This is a genomic window from Cupriavidus sp. UYPR2.512 (genome assembly GCF_000379565.1).
Taxonomy (GTDB): Bacteria; Pseudomonadota; Gammaproteobacteria; order Burkholderiales; family Burkholderiaceae; genus Cupriavidus.
In genome coordinates this window covers 40,995-57,033 of the sequence record NZ_KB903064.1, presented here as the reverse complement: position 1 = coordinate 57,033, position 16,039 = coordinate 40,995, and the positions used below count along the sequence as shown (strand labels likewise).

The window sequence follows — 16,039 nt, the reverse complement described above, 5'->3', positions numbered from 1 at the left end:
GGAAGAGGGGAGCCTGGTTCGCATGGCGTTGGCTACGGCGGGCTGCGTAGCCAAGATTTGTGCGACATTCGCCCAGCCACCGGAACCAAACCGGACCCCGCCGCTATGATGGCAGCGAGCATTCCCGGCCAACCACCCAGCATTCCGCATCATGTCCAGCCCCACCGCCCCCCAAATCGTCCCCGTCGCCCCCGGCACGCCCGACAAGCCCTACTTCGGCATCGACGTCCCGCTGATGCGCTATTTCGGCCTGCAGCCGGTGCAGATCGAGGAAGGCCTGTGCCGCACGCGCCTGCCGGCGCACCCGGCGCTGGTCAACAGCCGCGGCGATGTGCATGGCGGCACGCTGATGGCGACGCTGGACTTCACCCTGAGCGGTGCCGCGCGCTCGCATGCGCCGCTGGAAACGGGCGTGATCACGATCGACATGTCCACGCACTTCCTGGCGGCAGCACGCGGCGAGCTGACGCTGGAGGCGCGCTGCCTGCGCCGCGGCGCGCGCATTGCATTCTGCGAGGGCGAGGTCAAGGATGCTGACGGCACCGTGGTGTGCGTGGCACGGGCCGCGTTCAAGCTGGTGCCGCTGTCCGCCGGCGGCAACTGACCCTGGCGTCGGCCTGGCCGCTCAGTCCTGCAGCGGCCGGTACACCTGTTCGAAGCGTGCGCGCTCGGTGATGCCATAGTCACCGGGCGCGTATTGCATCAGCCAGTCGCCCGGCTTGCCGTGCAGCACGTCGCCGCCGGCGCTGCGCGCGATGCTGAAGGCCTCGTGCATCTCGCGCGCCAGCACCGGGATCGGCTTGTTGCGGTAGGCGCCGTCCTGGCCGTGCGCCAGCGGCGGCACGGCCTCGTACTTGGGGTCGAAGCGGTCGCGCGAGACGCACCAGCGGTCGCCGCCGCCGCTGGTGATCAGCGCATCGCCAGGTTGGTAGCGGTTGGGTCCCTCCCGGCTGATCAGCTCGCCGGGCTCGGTGGCAAACACCACGTCGACGACTTCATGCTTGAGGTAGAACGCGGCAGCCGGGTCGCTGCGCAGGTCGATATCGGCCAGCATCGTCATGTCCGTCAGCCCAGCGCGCGCGGCGCGAACAAATGGTTCAGCGGCCCGTTGCCGGCGCCCAGCCGCAGTCCCGCGCCCGCCGCGATGGCCTGCGCCACGTAGTCCAGCGCCGTGCCCACTGCCGTCTCCAGCGCATCGCCGCGCGCCAGCTGCGCGGCAATCGCGGCGGCCAGCGTGCAGCCGGTGCCGTGCAGGTTGCGGGTCTCGACACGCGCATGCGTGAACACGCGCACGCTGCCGTCGGCCAGCATCAGCAGGTCGTCCAGGCCGCCCGCGGCGGTGCCGTGTTCCAGGTGGCCGCCCTTGAGCAGCACGGCCGGGCAGCCCATGGCGATCAGGTCGGCCGCGGCCGGCTCCATGTCGGCGCGGTGCGCGATCCGGCGCCCCAGCAGGTACGAGGCTTCGGGCAGGTTGGGCGTGACCAGCAGCGCGCGCGGGAACAGCAGCCGCACCATGGCCTGCGTGGTGGCGTCATCGGACAGCGCCGCGCCCGAGGTCGAGATCATCACCGGGTCCACCACCAGCTTGCGGATGCCGTGCCGGTCCGCCGCCGCGGCCACGGCCTCGACGATGGCGGCGGTCCCCAGCATGCCGGTCTTGGCCGCGTCCACGCCGATATCGCTGGCCACGGCATCGATCTGCGCGGCCACCATGTCGGCGGGAATGGCGTGCACGCCGGTCACGCCCAGCGTGTTCTGCGCGGTGATCGCGGTGATGGCGCTCATGCCGAAGCAGCCCAGCGCGGAAAAGGTCTTCAGGTCGGCCTGGATGCCGGCGCCGCCGCCGGAGTCGGAACCGGCGATGGTCAGGGTACGGGGTGGCGTTGGGATCATCTGTGCAGGAATCGGAGGGAGCCGGTGCGCAAGGCGCCCGGGCACGCTACAATACCGCCACTCCGAGGAGCGTTGCAACGGATGGAGGCCAGCGAAGCACATCGCGCGGCCGGCGGCACAGCCGCCCCATGCCATCCGCCAGGCTCGGACTGTCTTCAACGGCGCTCGCTGATCCGTGGTTTCGCACGGAGGCGAGTCGACCTATCCGCGTGCTTCGCATGTGCCCTTGCGCCATGCCACAGCTGCCAGATTCCCCGTACTCGTCACCTGCGTGCCACTCTTCACCGGGAGTGAAACATGAACGCTGTGACCGACCTGAAGCAAGACTACCTCGTCGCCGACATCAACCTGGCCGGCTGGGGCCGCAAGGAAATCGCCATTGCCGAGACCGAAATGCCCGGCCTGATGGCGATCCGCGACGAATTCGCCGCCGCGCAGCCGCTCAAGGGCGCGCGCATCGCCGGCTCGCTGCACATGACGATCCAGACCGCCGTGCTGATCGAGACGCTCAAGGCACTGGGCGCCGACGTGCGCTGGGCCTCGTGCAACATCTTCTCCACGCAGGACCACGCCGCCGCCGCGATCGCCGCCGGCGGCACCCCCGTGTTCGCCTTCAAGGGCGAATCGCTGAAGGAATACTGGGACTTCACGCACCGCATCTTCGACTGGGCGGACGGCGGTACCCCCAACATGATCCTGGACGACGGCGGCGACGCCACGCTGCTGCTGCACCTGGGCGCGCGCGCCGAGAAGGACGCGTCGCTCATCGCCAAGCCGGGCAGCGAGGAAGAAACCTATCTGTTCGCCGCCATCAAGGAGAAGCTGGCCAAGGATCCGTCCTGGTACAGCCGCAACCTCGAAGCCATTCGCGGCGTGACGGAAGAAACCACCACCGGCGTGCACCGCCTGTACCAGATGGCGCAGAAGGGCGAACTGAAGTTCCCCGCCATCAACGTCAACGACTCGGTGACCAAGAGCAAGTTTGACAACCTGTACGGCTGCCGTGAGTCGCTGGTGGACGGCATCAAGCGCGCCACCGACGTGATGATCGCCGGCAAGATCGCCATCGTGGCCGGCTACGGCGACGTGGGCAAGGGCAGCGCGCAGGCGCTGCGCGCGCTGTCGGCGCAGGTGTGGGTGACCGAGATCGACCCGATCTGCGCACTGCAGGCCGCGATGGAAGGCTACCGCGTGGTGACCATGGACTACGCCGCCGCGCACGGCGATATCTTCGTCACCTGCACCGGCAACTACCACGTCATCACCCATGACCACATGGCGAAGATGAAGGACCAGGCCATCGTCTGCAATATCGGCCACTTCGACAACGAGATCGACATCGCCTCGATCGAGAAGTACGAATGGGATGAGATCAAGCCGCAGGTTGACCACGTCAAGTTCCCCGACGGCAAGAAGCTGATCATCCTGGCCAAGGGCCGCCTGGTGAATCTGGGCTGCGCCACCGGCCACCCGTCGTACGTGATGAGCAGCTCGTTCGCCAACCAGACCATCGCCCAGATCGAACTCTGGCAGGAGCGCGACAGCGGCAAGTATCCGGTCGGCGTCTACACGCTGCCCAAGCACCTGGACGAGAAGGTGGCGCGCCTGCAGCTGCGCAAGCTGAACGCGCAGCTGACCGAGCTGACCGAACAGCAGGCCGCGTACATCGGCGTGAAGAAGGAAGGCCCGTACAAGGCCGATCACTACCGTTACTGATCCGCGCCGCAAGCCAGGACTGCCCTCTCCCGCGACGGGAGAGGGCGGAACCCCGCCATTGAAGTTGTCCAAGGAGCCGTCATGAGACTACTGGTCGTCTGGATCATCAACGCTGTCGCGCTGTTCGTGCTGCCGTACATCATCTCGTCGATCCACATCCAGAGCTTTGGCTCGGCGATGCTGGCGGCGCTGGTGCTGGGCCTGGTCAATACGCTGATCCGTCCGATCCTGGTGATACTGACGCTGCCGGTCACGCTGCTGACGCTGGGCCTGTTTATCTTCGTCATCAACGCGCTGCTGTTCCTGTTTGTCGGCAACCTGTTGTCGGGCTTTACCGTCGGTGGCTTCTGGGCGGCCCTGCTGGGCTCCATCCTGTACAGCGTGATCTCGTGGCTGCTGGCCAGCCTGTTGCTGGGCGAACGCACTGCCTGAAGGCACTGCGCATCCACGGGTCATTCAACGCGCGCCGCGCCAACGCTGCGCGCCACCATCATGCAAGATCGCTACTACAGCTTTGAATTCTTCCCGCCCAAGACGGCGGAGGGCACGGAAAAGCTGCGCAATACGCGCGCGCAGCTGGCTGCGCTCAAGCCCAAGTACATCTCGGTGACCTTCGGTGCCGGCGGCACCACGCAGCAAGGCACGCTCGACACCGTGCTGGAGATCCAGCGCGAGGGCATCGAAGCCGCGCCGCACCTGTCGTGCGTCGGCTCGTCGCGCGAGAGCATCCGCGACATCCTGAAGCAATACCGCGACGGCGGCATCCGCCATATCGTGGCGTTGCGCGGCGACCTGCCGTCCGGCATGGGCGAGATCGGCGAATTCCGCTTTGCCAATGAACTGGTCGAGTTTATCCGGGCCGAGACCGGCGACTGGTTCAATATCGAGGTGGCGGCATATCCGGAATACCACCCGCAGGCGAAATCGCCGCGCCACGACCTGGAGAACTTCGTGCGCAAGGTCAGGGCCGGCGCCAACTCCGCGATCACGCAGTACTTCTTCAATGCGGACGCCTACTTCCGCTTTGTCGACGATGTACGCGCCATGGGGGTGGATGTGCCCATCGTGCCGGGCATCATGCCGATCACCAACTGCTCGCAGCTGATGCGTTTCTCCGAAACCTGCGGCGCGGAGGTGCCACGTTGGGTGGCCAAGCGGCTGGAGAGCTTCGGCGACGACCGCGAATCGATCCGCGCCTTCGGCCTGGACGTGGTCACCGCGCTGTGCGAGCGCCTGCTCGCCGCGGGCGTGCCGGGCCTGCACTTCTACACGCTCAATGCCGCCGGCGCCACCAAGGCGATCTGGCAGCGCCTGAAGCTGTAAAGCCCGCCATGGCCACGCGCCGCCCCGATCCCTTCATCGAACACCTGCTCGAGCTGATGGGGCCGCTGGCGGCGCGCATTGTCCCTGTCAGCGCCAGGCGCATGTTTGGCGGCCATGGCCTGTTCTATGACGGGCTGATGTTTGCGCTGGTGTCGGGCGGCACCTGCTACCTGAAGGCGGATGACGCCACGCGCGGCAAGTTCGAGGCCGAGGGCAGCGAGCCCTTCCGCTACCAGTCGGCACAGCGCGAGGTCACCATGCGCCATTACCTGAGCCTGCCGCCGGCGGCGCTGGAGTCGCCCGGCGCGATGACGCCCTGGGCGAAGCTGGCGGTGGAGGCGGCGCTGCGGCTGGGGAATGCGGGCTGAGGCAACGTCCCGCTATCGCGCCGATCTGCCGACAGTGCCATACTCGGCACCATGGTCACCGCCACCTTCCGCTTCTACGAGGAACTGAACGACTTCCTCGCGCCGGACCAGCGCCGGCGTGACCTGTCCTGCGCCTGCGCGCGCGCCGCCACGGTCAAGCACATGATCGAGGCGCTGGGCGTGCCGCATACCGAAGTCGAGCTGATCCTGGTCAATGGCGAATCGTCCGGGTTCGAGCGGCAGCTGTGCGATGGCGACCGGGTCTCGGTCTATCCCAAGTTCGAACGGCTCGATGTGTCCCCGCTGCTGCGGGTACGCGAGCAGCCGCTGCGGGTGATGCGCTTTGTCGCCGACGCGCACCTGGGCGGCCTGGCGCACCTGTTGCGCATGACCGGCTTCGACACCCTCTACGACAACCATTTTGAAGACAGCGAGATCGAGCGCATCGCCGTTGACCAGGGCCGCATCGTGCTGACGCGCGACCGCGAACTGCTCAAGCGCCGCGGCATCACCCACGGCTGCTATGTGCGCGCGATCAAATCGCAACTGCAGGTGCGGGAAATCTTTGCGCGGCTGGACCTGGCGCGCAGCGCGCGGCCGTTCTCGCTGTGCCTGGACTGCAACGCGCCGCTGCGCGCGCTGGATGCGGCCGGCGCGGCCGGGCGCGTGCCGGAGGGGGTGCTCGAGCGCCATCGCAGCTTTGTTACCTGCGACCAGTGCCGGCGCGTGTTCTGGGAGGGCTCGCACTGGCGCTGCATGCGTGCGCTGGTGGATGAGCTGGTGCGGGGCGCGCAGGCCGAGCCGGCTAGAACGGGCTAGAACGGGCCGGATTCCGTGACGATCCATTCCATGGCAATGTCATGCGGCTGCGCCTGCAACGGTACCCGGCAGGTTTCGTAGCCGATGCCGATCGCCACTGGCCGCTGCGCCATGGCCGCCAGCGTGCGGTCGTAGAAGCCACCGCCGTAGCCCAGGCGGAACTTGTCCGGGCTGAAACCGACACAGGGAATGAGCAGGGCATCGGGCGCCACGGCCTCAGTGCCGTCCGGCACCGGGATGCCGTAGCGGCCGGTGGCCATGGGCGTGTCCGGTGTCCACAGGTGGAAATCCAGCGGCGCGCCCGGGCGGCTGACCGACGGCAGCGCGGCGCTGCGGCCAGGCATGGCGGCGAGCCAGCGGACGACCGCGTCGCGCGCATCGAACTCCTGCTGGATCGGCCAGTAGAAACCCAGGCAGCGCACGGCCAGGCCGGCCAGCAATCGGGACAGTGCGGCGGCGATGCGCGCATCGGCTTCAGCGCGTGCGGGCAGGGCGGCGCGCTGCGCCAGCAACTGCGTGCGCAGTGCACGACGGTCGGCGGCGGCGGGGTCGGGTGCGGTCGTGACAGGAGTGGATGACATGGCGTGGGATAATGCCCCTCGTCCGAACCAAACACGGACGGCGGAGCCGCGGCTGGGCACAAGGTTGCAGGCGCCGGCGCCGCCGTCATCGACAAGGAAGCAAAGAATGCTGAAGGGAGTATATCTGCAGCGTGCCGGCCGGGCCGCCTGGATCGCGTTGGCATGTGCACTGCTTGTCACGCCCGTCCATGCGCAGAAGCGCCCGCAGGCGGTGTCGCGCCCGCAGGCGGCGGTGATCCCGAGCGATCCCGACGAGGCCTTCGCCGCGCTGCGCGACGCCGCGCGCAAGAACGACGCGGAGCGTGCCTACGCGATCTCGGCCACGCTGGTGGACTACCCGGTCCCGTCCTATGTCGAGTACTTCCGCATCAAGCCGCAGCTGTTCGACGCCAGCGGCCTGGCGCGCATCGATGCGCCCGACGACCAGGTGCGCGTGTTCCTGCAGCGCTACAAGGGCGACGCCATTGCCGACCGCATGCGCAATGACTGGCTGCTGGTGCTGGGCAAGAAGCGCGACTGGGCCAATTTCGATGTCGAATATCCGCAGTTCGCGCTCAAGGACGATACCCAGGTCGAGTGCTATGCGCTGCTGTCGCGCGCGCTCAAGGGCCAGAACGTGGCCGCCGATGCGCGCAATGTGCTGAGCGACCCCAAGTACTACGGCGAAGGCTGTGTCGACCTGATCGGCTACCTGGCGCAAGGCCAGCAGATCCAGCGCAGCGATGTCGCCTACCAGGCGCGGCTGGCGCTGGAGCAGAACTATGTCACGCTGGCCGGCAAGATCGCCGCGCTGGTGCCCGACGCGCGCGCGGATGGCGATACGCTGGCCACCGTCGTCAAGATGGCGCGCAACGACCCGTTGCAGGCGGTGGCCTACCTCGACACGGCCCAGGGTACGCTGTCGCGCGACGAGCAGGGCGCGGCCTGGGGCGTGATCGGCCAGTTCGCGGCCAAGAAGCTGCTGCCCGATGCGGCCGGCTACTACCGCCGCCAGATGGACCTGGGCGGCAACCAGTGGCTCTCCGATGACACGCAGGAATGGCGCGTGCGCGCCGCGCTGCGCCAGGGCGACTGGAAGCAGGTGCGCCAGGCGGTGGAGCTGATGCGCCCCGAACTGCGCGCCAAGGACCCGGCCTGGATCTACTGGTATGGCCGCGCGCTCAAGGCCGACGGCCGCGATACCGAGGCCCAGCAGAACTTCCAGCAGATCGCCGGCCAGTTCAACTTCTACGGCCAGCTGGCCAGCGAAGAGCTGGGCAACCGCATCACGCTGCCGGCACGCACCACCGTCAGCGACGCCGAGACCATGGCCATGCGCACGCGCCCCGGTTTTCAGCGGGCGCAGAAGTTCTACGCTATGAACCTGCGCTTCGAAGGCAACCGCGAGTGGAACTGGGAACTGCGCAATATGAGCGACCGCGAGCTGCTGGCCGCGGCCGAGTATGCGCGCCGCCTGGAGCTGCTGGACCGCACCGTCAATTCCGCCGACCGCACCCGCAACGAACATGATTTCACGCTGCGGTTCCTGATGCCGTACCGCGACATCATGCAGCGTGCCACCGACGATGTCGGCCTGGACATGGCATGGGTCTACGGCCTGATCCGCCAGGAATCGCGCTTCCTCATGAGCGCGCGCTCGTCGGCGGGCGCACATGGCCTGATGCAGGTGATGCCGGCCACGGCCAGGTACGTCGCGCGCAAGATAGGCATGAACGACTTTTCGCCGTCGATGATGGCCGATCCCAATATCAACATCCTGCTTGGCACCAATTACCTGAGCATGGTGCTGACCGACCTGGACAGCTCGTGGACGCTGGCTTCGGCTGCGTACAACGCCGGCCCGGGCCGGCCCAAGGCCTGGCGCAGCACGCTGGCGCGGCCGGTGGAAGGCGCGATCTTTGCAGAGACCATTCCGTTCAATGAAACGCGCGGCTATGTGAAGAATGTGCTTTCCAACGCCACGTACTATGCTGCATTGATGAGTGGCCGGCCGCAGTCGCTGAAATCGCGCCTGGGCATGGTCGCGCCGTCGCCGGTGACCACTACCAGCCTGCCCTGAAGTCGCCCCTTTTGGCGCGGGCAAGACGGGCCCTGCCGGGATAACACGGCGGCCCGGGGCTGGCCCGGGTGCCGCGGCGTGCAGTTTTCGGCACGGAGGCATCATGCAGACCAGCAACGTCCTCGTTATCGGTGGCGCCGGCTTTATCGGCAGCCATCTCGTTTCGCGCCTGGCCGGGGCCGCCTCGGCCTCGGGCGCGCCGCTGGAACCCGGCGCCAACCCCGATTCCCCCATCGCCCCGGATCGCATCATCGTCGGCGCGCGCAATATCGAGCACGCGCAGCACCTGCTGCTGTTGCCGCGCGTAGAGGTGGCAGAGCTGGGCCTGGCCGACAATGCCGCGCTGGACGATGCTATCGGCTCGCTGGGCGTGGATGGCATCGTCGTCAACCTGGTGGGCGTGCTGCACGGCGAGCGCGCCGACCCCTACGGCGAAGCCTTTGCCAGCGCGCATGTGGAGATGGTGCGGCAGATTGCGGCGTCGTGCCTGTCCACCGGCGTGCGCCGGCTGTTGCATATGAGCGCGCTGGGCGCGGACAGCAACGGGCCGTCGATGTACCTGCGCAGCAAAGGCGACGGCGAGCGCGTCGTGCGCGCCAGCGGGCTGGACTGGACCATCTTCCGGCCCTCGGTGGTGTTCGGCCCCGACGACCATTTCCTGAACCTGTTCGCCCACATGCAACAGATGGCCCCGGTGGTGCCGCTGGCGTGCGCGCATGCGCGCTTCCAGCCTGTATTCGTGCAGGATGTGGTGCAGGCCTACCTGAATGCCATGGTGAACCCGGCCACGATCGGCCACGGCTATGAGCTGGGCGGCCCGCAGGTCTACACGCTGGAAGAGCTGGTGCGCTTTGCCGGCCGCGCGTCCGGGCATCCGCGCCCGGTGATCGCGCTGCCCGATGCGCTGGCACGGGTGCAGGCCAGCATCATGGAGCATATGCCGGGCGAACCGATGCTGTCGCGCGACAACCTCGACTCGATGCAGCTCGACAATGTGCTGGAACACCCGATCGCACCCGAACTGAACCTGCATCCGGCCAGCCTGGAGTCGATCATGACCGACGCGCTGGCCGGGCGCAACCGCGATACCACGCTGACCCATATGCGCGCGAGCGTGCACCGCTGAAGGGCCCGGCAGCCCGGTGCGCCCATCGATGCGCCCTATGTGACCGGATTTCATATCGGTTGCTAGCGCAATTCACTTTGACGCGGGCGGCCGCACTGGCAGAATGACCAGTCCGGCGCGCGGCCGCCACGCCGTCCTGCAGGCCGCAGGCGCCGCGCCTGCGCCGTCTCCCTCCGTTTCCTCCCCCAAGGACCCACGATGAAGCTCGTCATCGGCAACAAGAACTATTCCTCCTGGTCGCTGCGCCCGTGGCTGTTGCTGCGCCAGGCCGGCATTGATTTCGAAGAAGTGCAGGTGCGCCTGTTCACCGGCAGCTTCGCCGCCGAGATCGCGCGCTACTCGCCCGCGGGCAAGGTGCCGGCGCTGGTCGATGGCGAGGTCACGGTGTGGGATTCGCTGGCGATCTCCGAATACCTGGCCGAGCGCTTCCCGGAAAAGCACCTGTGGCCGGCCGACCGCGCCCAGCGCGCGGTGGCGCGCGCCGTCTGCGCCGAGATGCATTCGGGCTTCGGCAACCTGCGCAGCCAGTTGCCGATGAATGTGACCGCGGTGCTGCCCGGGCGCGGCTGGAACGTGGCCGTGCAGCGCGACGTGGAGCGCATCGCCGCGATCTGGGAAGGGCTGCGCAAGCAGCACGGCGCGAGCGGGCCGTTCCTGTTCGGCGAGTTCACCGTGGCCGACGCGTTCTTTGCGCCGGTGGTGAGCCGCTTTGCCACCTATGGCATCCACCTGCCCGATGAAGCCGGGGACGCCAAGGCCTATGCCGACTTCATGCTGGCGCTGCCGGCAATGCAGCAATGGATTGCCGGCGCACGCGAGGAACGCGACTTCCTGGCCGACGACGAACCCTATCGGCTGGTCCCTGACCGTCCCGATGCGATAATCATCAACCACTAGAAATACCGCCGGCGCCGGGCACCTGCCCGGCGCCGCCCCATGACGAGGCCACAACGATGCAGGTGTATGCCGTCGGCGGCGCGATCCGCGACGAACTGCTGGGCAAGCCCAGCCAGGACCGCGACTACGTGGTCGTTGGCGCGACTCCGGCGCAGATGGAGGCCGCAGGCTTTCGCCCGGTGGGCAAGGATTTCCCGGTCTTCCTGCATCCGCGCACCCAGGAGGAGTACGCGCTGGCCCGCACCGAGCGCAAGACCGCGATGGGCTACAAGGGCTTTGCCTTCTACTGCGAGCCCGATGTCACGCTTGAGGACGACCTGGTCCGGCGCGACCTGACCATCAACGCGATGGCGCGCGCCGTCGATGCCGACGGCAACCTGGCCGGTCCCGTGATCGATCCGCACGGCGGCCAGCGCGACCTGGCCGCGCGCTTGTTCCGCCATGTTTCCGACGCCTTTGCCGAAGACCCGGTGCGCATCCTGCGGCTGGCGCGCTTTGCCGCGCGCTTCCAGGACTTCACCGTTGCCGCCGAGACCATGCGCCTGATGCGCGAGATGGTGGCCGCGGGCGAGGTGGATGCCCTGGTCCCCGAGCGCGTCTGGCAGGAACTGGCGCGCGGGCTGATGGAGGCGCGCCCGTCGCGTATGTTTGAGGTGCTGCGCGAATGCGGCGCGCTGGCGCGGCTGCTGCCCGAGCTGGACCGGCTGTGGGGCGTGCCGCAGCGCGCGGACTACCACCCCGAGGTCGATACCGGCGTGCACGTGATGATGGTGATCGACTGCGCCGCGGCGCTGGGCGCGCCGCTGCCGGTGCGCTTTGCCGCGCTGGTGCATGACCTGGGCAAGGGCACCACGCCCGAGGACGTGCTGCCGCGCCATACCGGCCACGAGATGCGCAGCGTCAGGCTGCTGGAAGCCGTCTGCTTGCGGCTGCGCGTACCCAACGACTGCCGCGACCTGGCGGTGGTGGTGGCGCGCGAGCACGGCAATATCCACCGCTCGCTGGAATTCAGCGCGGCAGCCGTGGTGCGCCTGCTCGAACGCTGCGATGCGCTGCGCAAGCCGGCCCGCTTTGCCGAAGCACTGCAGGCCTGTGAGGCCGACATGCGCGGACGCAAGGGCTTTGAGGCGCGCGAGTATCCCCAGGCGGCGCGCTTGCTGGCTGCGCTGGGCGCAGCGGCGGCCGTCGACGCCGGCGCCATCGCGCGCGCATGCGGCGACGAGGTCAGCCAGATCCGCGACCGCATTCATGCGGCGCGCGTGGCGGCGGTGGCGCAGCGGCTCGGTAGCTAGCGATAGACCAGCACCGGAATCTTCGAATGCGTCAGCACCTTGTGCGTTTCGCTGCCGAGGACCAGTGCCTGCACGCCGCGCCGCCCGTGCGATGCCATCACGATCAGGTCGCAGCCCCTGGCCCCGGCCGTATCGATGATGGCCTCGTAGACGTGGTCGCGGGTGACGCAGGTGGTTTCACACATCACGCCCGCCGCGGCTGATTCCTCTGCGATCCTTGCCAGGTATGCCTCGGCATGGCCGTACACCTCTTTCATGTAGCGCTCCGCGACTTCGCGCCGCATGGCGCTTTGCAGGCGCAACACGTCATAGTGGGTCACGACCTGGACCGCCGTGATGCTGGCGTGCATTGCCTGGGCCAGCGCGATGGCTTTGCGGTAAGTCGCCTCGGACAGCTCCGAGCCGTCGACCGCAAGCAGCATATGCTTGAACATTTAAGTCTCCTTGCAAACCGGGTGCCAGCCATCCGGTCCGGGTCAGGCACCGAGAAACAGCCGGCCGACCTCCGGGTCCCGGCTCAGTTCGCCGCCACTGCCGGCCATGGCCAGCTGCCCGGCCACCAGGACATAGCCGAGGTCGGCGAACGCTAGCCCTTTGCGGGCGTTCTGCTCGACCAGGATGATGGTCTTGCCCTCATCCTGCTGCAGATGGCGCAGGAGTTCGAACACCAAATCGACATAGCGCGGCTCCAGCCCGATCGAGGGCTCGTCGACCAGCAGCACGGCGGGATCCATCATCAGCGCGCGCGAGATTTCCAGCAGCCTGCGCTCGCCGCCGGAGAGCACGCTGGCGCGCTGGCCGCGCCGTTGCGCAAGCGCGCCGTGGCGCTGGAAGATGCGCTCGGCCGCCGCCGCGGCGTCGCGCGGGTGCCGCATCAGGTAGCCGCCCATCAGCAGGTTTTCTTCGACCGTCATGTCGGGGAAGATCGAACTCTCCTGCAGCACATAGGCCACGCCTGCCTGCCGCAGCTTCTGCTCGGCGCGCAGGTGGGTGACCGGCGCGCCGGCCACGGTGATGGTCCCCGACATGACCCGGGCCAGGCCGTAGATGGCGCGCAGCACGGTGGACTTGCCCGCGCCGTTCGGGCCGATCAGGCACAGCGAACCGCTGCGCGCCACGCGCAGGCTGAAGCCGTGCAGGATCTCCATGCCGCCATAGCCGGCGACCAGGTTATCCACGGCGACCATCGGTGTGCCGCCGGCCAGCTGCTCGAGTTGCGCGGCGGTTGGCCGGGGGCGCGAGAGGGCGGCGGCGAGCGTGGCGGCAGGCGCGTGGGCAGCCGGCTGGGCCGCGGTGTGCGCGCTGATCATGGTTGTCCTCCCAGGTAGGCCTCGACCACTGCGCGGTTGGCGGTGATCTGGGCCGGCGATCCCTGCGCCAGCACCTCACCATGCGCCAGGCAATAGATGTGGCCGGCCAGCTGCATCATCACCCGCATATTGTGTTCGATCACCAGCAGGGTGATGCCGAGCCGCGCGTTGATGTCCGTGAGCAGCGCGATCAGGCTGTCGATCATCACCGGGTTCACGCCGGCGGTCGGCTCATCGAGCAGCAGCAGCCTGGGCTCGTTCATCAGGGCCATGCAGATCTCGAGCAGCTTCTGCTGCCCGAATGACAGATCGGCGCCGCGCTGGTCCGCGTGACCCTGCAGCCCGGCCATGCGCAGGATCTTCCGGGCCCGCTCCGTCACTGCCGGCGACTGCCGCGTGCACATGGCGGCGAGTCCTTCATGCACATGGGGCACGCTGACCTGCAGGTTCTGCAGGCAGCTCATCTTGCCGAACACCCGCGTCTGCTGGAAGGTGCGCACCAGGCCCAGGCGCGCGATCGCAGGAACGCGCAGCCGCGAGATCTCGCGCCCGTCGAACGCGATCGATCCGCCGTCGATCGGGTGGTAGCCGACGATGGAATTGAACAGGGTCGTCTTGCCCGAACCGTTCGGCCCGATCAGGCCGACGATGCTGCCGTGCGGCACCTGCAGGAAGATCTCATGGTTGGCGACGACACCGCCGAAGCGCTTGGTGACGCCGCGCACCGCAAGCAGGTCGGTCATGGCGTGGCACTCCCCGTGATGCGGCGGCGGTTTGCGCTGGTCTCACGCAGCCAGCCCATGATGCCGGTCGGGAACAGCACCACGATGAGCACGATCAGCACGCCCAGCGCAACGCGCTGCCAGTTCAGCAGGTAAGTCCAGAACAGCTCCTGGGTCAGGTGGAACAGCGCGGCGCCAATCACCGGCCCCCACAGCGTGCCCTTGCCGCCCAGGATTGCCATCACCACCATCCACACGCCGAAGGTGGCGCCGGCAAAGGCCAGCTCGCGCGGATCGATGAAGCCCACCAGGTTGCCCGTCAGGGCGCCCGCCATGCCGAGGAAGACGGCGCAGACGCACCAGGCCAGGATCTTGTAGCGCGTGGTGTGCAGGCCGAGCGCCTCGGCCTTGTCCTCGTCGTCGCGGATGGCATTGAGCGCGAGGCCGAATGGCCGCGCATAGAGCCAGCGCAGCGACAGCAGGGTCAGCACGGCCAGCGCCAGCATCGCGTAGTAGAAGAACGGCTCGCGGCTGCCGGCGGCACCCGGGAACAGCGGCAGCGTCATGCCCGAGCCCGCGCCGATGAAATCCCAGCCGGCGGCGGCATCGGCGAAGGCGATGCCCAGGCCCAGCGTGCCGATGGCGAAGTAGTGGCCGCGCAAGCCCAGCATGGCCGGGCCCAGCGCCAGCGCCGCAGCCACGGCCGCCAGCGCCGCCAGGCCGGTACCTGCCGCGAGGCCGGCGAAGTAGCCCAGCCCGAAGTCGCGCTGCGCCACCGCGCAGACATAGGCGCCCACGCCGAAGAACACGATGTTGCCGAAGGAGTTGTAGCCCATCTGCCCGCCCATCACATCCCACGTCAGCGCGAACAGCACCATCAGCCAGAGAAAGGTCAGTTGCGTGGTGATGCCGCCGAACAGCCACGGCGCGATCAGCGCGCCCAGGCTGCCCGCGAGCAGCGCCAGCCAGGCCGCCGTGGCAGCCGGGGCATCCGATTCCGGCCGGTGCGCGCCGTGCCGGTGCGGGTTCATCGCAGGTAGCCGCGCCGCCGGCGCAGCATCAGGTTGCGGCTCACCAGGATCGCCACCAGCAGGGCATAGAGGAAGGCAGTCTGGTATTCGGTGCCGAGCAGGAAGCCGGCATAGTTCTCGGCAATGCCCAGCCCGCCCCCCGCGCCGAGCACCGGCAGCATGCTGCCCAGCCCGGCCACCACCACGATCATGAAGGCGCGCACGGTATAGGGCAGGCCCAGGTAGGGGTGGATGATCCAGGTCATTGCCACCAGCCCGCCAGCCGCGCCGCAGATGGCGGCATTGAGGGCGAAGGTCGAGGCGTAGATGCGGTCGGCGTCCACTCCCAGCACACGGGCAGCGCGCGCGTTCTGGGCGGTAGCCCGGATCGCCTGGCCGCGGCGCGAATGCCTGAGGAACAGCATCAGGCCGGCGCCCAGCGCCAGGGCTGCGGCGAACGCCGCCAGCTTGATCTTCGGCACCACTAGTCCGCTCGGCAGCAACAGGCTGCCAAGTCCCGCATCGACCGTGCGCACATTGGCGCCGAAGGCCAGGTTGGCGAGCTGCTGCAGCACGATGCTCAGGCCGAAGGTGGCCAGCACCGAGACAAAGAGATCGCGCTCGACGAGCCGGAAGATGACGATGCGATAGAGTCCCCAGCCCACGCAGTACATCACCGCCGCGGCAACCGGAACGGCCAGCATCGCGGGCACGCCCTTGCCGACCAGCCAGATCACGATATAGCCGCCCAGCATCACCAGCTCGCCCTGGGCCACGTTGATGAGGTTCATCACGCCCCATACCAGCGCCATGCCGTAGGCGGCCAGCGCAAAGATCGCGCCGGCCAGCAGGCCATCCACCACGAGCTGCAGGTTCAGCTCAGGACTCTGGACGAGGACCGCGAGATTGGTCATCTGCGTCAG

General features: G+C 68.1%; 18 protein-coding genes and 1 riboswitch. Of the genes, 10 read left to right on the top strand and 8 right to left on the bottom strand.

Annotation, left to right across the window (positions count from 1 at the left end; translation table 11 throughout):
* The first annotated feature begins 151 nt into the window (after window positions 1-151).
* A complete protein-coding gene (locus A3A5_RS0119970) occupies window positions 152-604 on the top strand; it encodes a PaaI family thioesterase (RefSeq protein WP_018312300.1) in 453 nt (150 codons plus the stop codon).
* 21 nt (window positions 605-625) lie between these two features.
* Here A3A5_RS0119970 and A3A5_RS0119965 read toward each other — a convergent pair whose 3' ends face one another.
* Both A3A5_RS0119965 and thiD read right to left on the bottom strand, forming a co-directional pair.
* On the bottom strand, window positions 626-1,060 hold the full coding sequence (locus A3A5_RS0119965) for a PGDYG domain-containing protein (protein WP_026200940.1): 435 nt from the start codon (window positions 1,058-1,060) through the stop codon (window positions 626-628).
* 5 nt (window positions 1,061-1,065) lie between these two features.
* Window positions 1,066-1,893, bottom strand: coding sequence for a bifunctional hydroxymethylpyrimidine kinase/phosphomethylpyrimidine kinase (thiD, locus tag A3A5_RS0119960; protein WP_018312298.1), 828 nt, complete (start codon window positions 1,891-1,893; stop codon window positions 1,066-1,068).
* Between the two features lie 58 nt (window positions 1,894-1,951).
* Window positions 1,952-2,067, top strand: a riboswitch (S-adenosyl-L-homocysteine riboswitch).
* 123 nt (window positions 2,068-2,190) lie between these two features.
* On the opposite strand from thiD, the gene ahcY reads away from it, so the two are divergent.
* The 5 genes from ahcY (at window position 2,191) to A3A5_RS0119935 (ending at window position 6,119) form a co-directional block, all read left to right on the top strand.
* On the top strand, window positions 2,191-3,609 hold the full coding sequence (gene ahcY / locus A3A5_RS0119955; protein ID WP_018312297.1) for an adenosylhomocysteinase: 1,419 nt from the start codon (window positions 2,191-2,193) through the stop codon (window positions 3,607-3,609).
* A gap of 81 nt (window positions 3,610-3,690) precedes the next feature.
* Window positions 3,691-4,041, top strand: a complete 351-nt coding sequence (locus A3A5_RS0119950) for a phage holin family protein (RefSeq protein WP_011614424.1) — start codon at window positions 3,691-3,693, stop codon at window positions 4,039-4,041.
* Between the two features lie 60 nt (window positions 4,042-4,101).
* Entirely contained in the window at window positions 4,102-4,932 is an 831-nt protein-coding gene (metF, locus tag A3A5_RS0119945; RefSeq protein WP_018312296.1) for a methylenetetrahydrofolate reductase [NAD(P)H], read from the top strand.
* A gap of 8 nt (window positions 4,933-4,940) precedes the next feature.
* Window positions 4,941-5,300 (top strand): TfoX/Sxy family protein, encoded by a 360-nt coding sequence (locus tag A3A5_RS0119940; RefSeq protein WP_018312295.1) that lies wholly within the window; start codon window positions 4,941-4,943, stop codon window positions 5,298-5,300.
* 51 nt (window positions 5,301-5,351) lie between these two features.
* On the top strand, window positions 5,352-6,119 hold the full coding sequence (locus tag A3A5_RS0119935) for a Mut7-C RNAse domain-containing protein (RefSeq protein ID WP_018312294.1): 768 nt from the start codon (window positions 5,352-5,354) through the stop codon (window positions 6,117-6,119).
* Here A3A5_RS0119935 and A3A5_RS0119930 read toward each other — a convergent pair.
* A complete protein-coding gene (locus tag A3A5_RS0119930) occupies window positions 6,116-6,700 on the bottom strand; it encodes a 5-formyltetrahydrofolate cyclo-ligase (protein WP_026200938.1) in 585 nt (194 codons plus the stop codon). The two genes, A3A5_RS0119935 and A3A5_RS0119930, sit on opposite strands and share 4 nt — an antisense overlap.
* A 106-nt stretch (window positions 6,701-6,806) precedes the next feature.
* Between A3A5_RS0119930 and A3A5_RS0119925 the strand changes: the two genes are divergently transcribed.
* The 4 genes from A3A5_RS0119925 to A3A5_RS0119910 all read left to right on the top strand — a co-directional run bounded on the left by A3A5_RS0119925 (window position 6,807) and on the right by A3A5_RS0119910 (window position 12,074).
* Entirely contained in the window at window positions 6,807-8,759 is a 1,953-nt protein-coding gene (locus tag A3A5_RS0119925) for a lytic transglycosylase domain-containing protein (RefSeq protein ID WP_018312292.1), read from the top strand.
* A 103-nt stretch (window positions 8,760-8,862) separates the two neighbouring features.
* Entirely contained in the window at window positions 8,863-9,885 is a 1,023-nt protein-coding gene (locus A3A5_RS0119920; RefSeq protein WP_018312291.1) for a complex I NDUFA9 subunit family protein, read from the top strand.
* Between the two features lie 198 nt (window positions 9,886-10,083).
* The gene (locus A3A5_RS0119915; protein ID WP_018312290.1) at window positions 10,084-10,782 is read left to right on the top strand and encodes a glutathione S-transferase family protein; all 699 of its coding nucleotides are present in this window, start codon (window positions 10,084-10,086) and stop codon (window positions 10,780-10,782) included.
* Between the two features lie 56 nt (window positions 10,783-10,838).
* Entirely contained in the window at window positions 10,839-12,074 is a 1,236-nt protein-coding gene (locus tag A3A5_RS0119910) for a multifunctional CCA addition/repair protein (RefSeq protein WP_018312289.1), read from the top strand.
* Here the strand turns inward: A3A5_RS0119910 and A3A5_RS0119905 are convergent.
* From A3A5_RS0119905 to A3A5_RS0119885, 5 genes are read right to left on the bottom strand one after another with little or no spacing between them, the layout of a single operon-like run.
* On the bottom strand, window positions 12,071-12,508 hold the full coding sequence (locus A3A5_RS0119905) for a universal stress protein (protein ID WP_018312288.1): 438 nt from the start codon (window positions 12,506-12,508) through the stop codon (window positions 12,071-12,073). The two genes, A3A5_RS0119910 and A3A5_RS0119905, sit on opposite strands and share 4 nt — an antisense overlap.
* 42 nt (window positions 12,509-12,550) lie before the next feature.
* A complete protein-coding gene (locus A3A5_RS0119900) occupies window positions 12,551-13,384 on the bottom strand; it encodes an ABC transporter ATP-binding protein (RefSeq protein WP_018312287.1) in 834 nt (277 codons plus the stop codon).
* Window positions 13,381-14,127, bottom strand: a complete 747-nt coding sequence (locus tag A3A5_RS0119895) for an ABC transporter ATP-binding protein (protein WP_018312286.1) — start codon at window positions 14,125-14,127, stop codon at window positions 13,381-13,383. Before A3A5_RS0119895 ends, A3A5_RS0119900 begins: the two co-directional genes overlap by 4 nt.
* Window positions 14,124-15,137 (bottom strand): branched-chain amino acid ABC transporter permease, encoded by a 1,014-nt coding sequence (locus tag A3A5_RS0119890; protein ID WP_018312285.1) that lies wholly within the window; start codon window positions 15,135-15,137, stop codon window positions 14,124-14,126. The genes A3A5_RS0119895 and A3A5_RS0119890 overlap by 4 nt, the downstream gene beginning before the upstream one ends.
* A complete protein-coding gene (locus A3A5_RS0119885) occupies window positions 15,134-16,030 on the bottom strand; it encodes a branched-chain amino acid ABC transporter permease (protein ID WP_018312284.1) in 897 nt (298 codons plus the stop codon). Before A3A5_RS0119885 ends, A3A5_RS0119890 begins: the two co-directional genes overlap by 4 nt.
* Between the last annotated feature and the right edge of the window lie 9 nt (window positions 16,031-16,039).

Bases quoted from the DNA above. Each gene is read 5' to 3' on its own strand.
- A3A5_RS0119920 (WP_018312291.1), top strand. From the start codon at position 8,863: ATGCAGACCAGCAACGTCCTCGTTATCGGTGGCGCCGGCTTTATCGGC.
- A3A5_RS0119910 (WP_018312289.1), top strand. From the start codon at position 10,839: ATGCAGGTGTATGCCGTCGGCGGCGCGATCCGCGACGAACTGCTGGGC.
- metF (WP_018312296.1), top strand. From the start codon at position 4,102: ATGCAAGATCGCTACTACAGCTTTGAATTCTTCCCGCCCAAGACGGCG.
- A3A5_RS0119925 (WP_018312292.1), top strand. From the start codon at position 6,807: ATGCTGAAGGGAGTATATCTGCAGCGTGCCGGCCGGGCCGCCTGGATC.
- A3A5_RS0119935 (WP_018312294.1), top strand. From the start codon at position 5,352: ATGGTCACCGCCACCTTCCGCTTCTACGAGGAACTGAACGACTTCCTC.
- A3A5_RS0119895 (WP_018312286.1), bottom strand. From the start codon at position 14,127: ATGACCGACCTGCTTGCGGTGCGCGGCGTCACCAAGCGCTTCGGCGGT.
- A3A5_RS0119905 (WP_018312288.1), bottom strand. From the start codon at position 12,508: ATGTTCAAGCATATGCTGCTTGCGGTCGACGGCTCGGAGCTGTCCGAG.
- A3A5_RS0119940 (WP_018312295.1), top strand. From the start codon at position 4,941: ATGGCCACGCGCCGCCCCGATCCCTTCATCGAACACCTGCTCGAGCTG.
- thiD (WP_018312298.1), bottom strand. From the start codon at position 1,893: ATGATCCCAACGCCACCCCGTACCCTGACCATCGCCGGTTCCGACTCC.
- A3A5_RS0119885 (WP_018312284.1), bottom strand. From the start codon at position 16,030: ATGACCAATCTCGCGGTCCTCGTCCAGAGTCCTGAGCTGAACCTGCAG.
- A3A5_RS0119930 (WP_026200938.1), bottom strand. From the start codon at position 6,700: ATGTCATCCACTCCTGTCACGACCGCACCCGACCCCGCCGCCGCCGAC.
- A3A5_RS0119900 (WP_018312287.1), bottom strand. From the start codon at position 13,384: ATGATCAGCGCGCACACCGCGGCCCAGCCGGCTGCCCACGCGCCTGCC.
- ahcY (WP_018312297.1), top strand. From the start codon at position 2,191: ATGAACGCTGTGACCGACCTGAAGCAAGACTACCTCGTCGCCGACATC.
- A3A5_RS0119890 (WP_018312285.1), bottom strand. From the start codon at position 15,137: ATGAACCCGCACCGGCACGGCGCGCACCGGCCGGAATCGGATGCCCCG.
- A3A5_RS0119970 (WP_018312300.1), top strand. From the start codon at position 152: ATGTCCAGCCCCACCGCCCCCCAAATCGTCCCCGTCGCCCCCGGCACG.
- A3A5_RS0119950 (WP_011614424.1), top strand. From the start codon at position 3,691: ATGAGACTACTGGTCGTCTGGATCATCAACGCTGTCGCGCTGTTCGTG.
- A3A5_RS0119915 (WP_018312290.1), top strand. From the start codon at position 10,084: ATGAAGCTCGTCATCGGCAACAAGAACTATTCCTCCTGGTCGCTGCGC.
- A3A5_RS0119965 (WP_026200940.1), bottom strand. From the start codon at position 1,060: ATGACGATGCTGGCCGATATCGACCTGCGCAGCGACCCGGCTGCCGCG.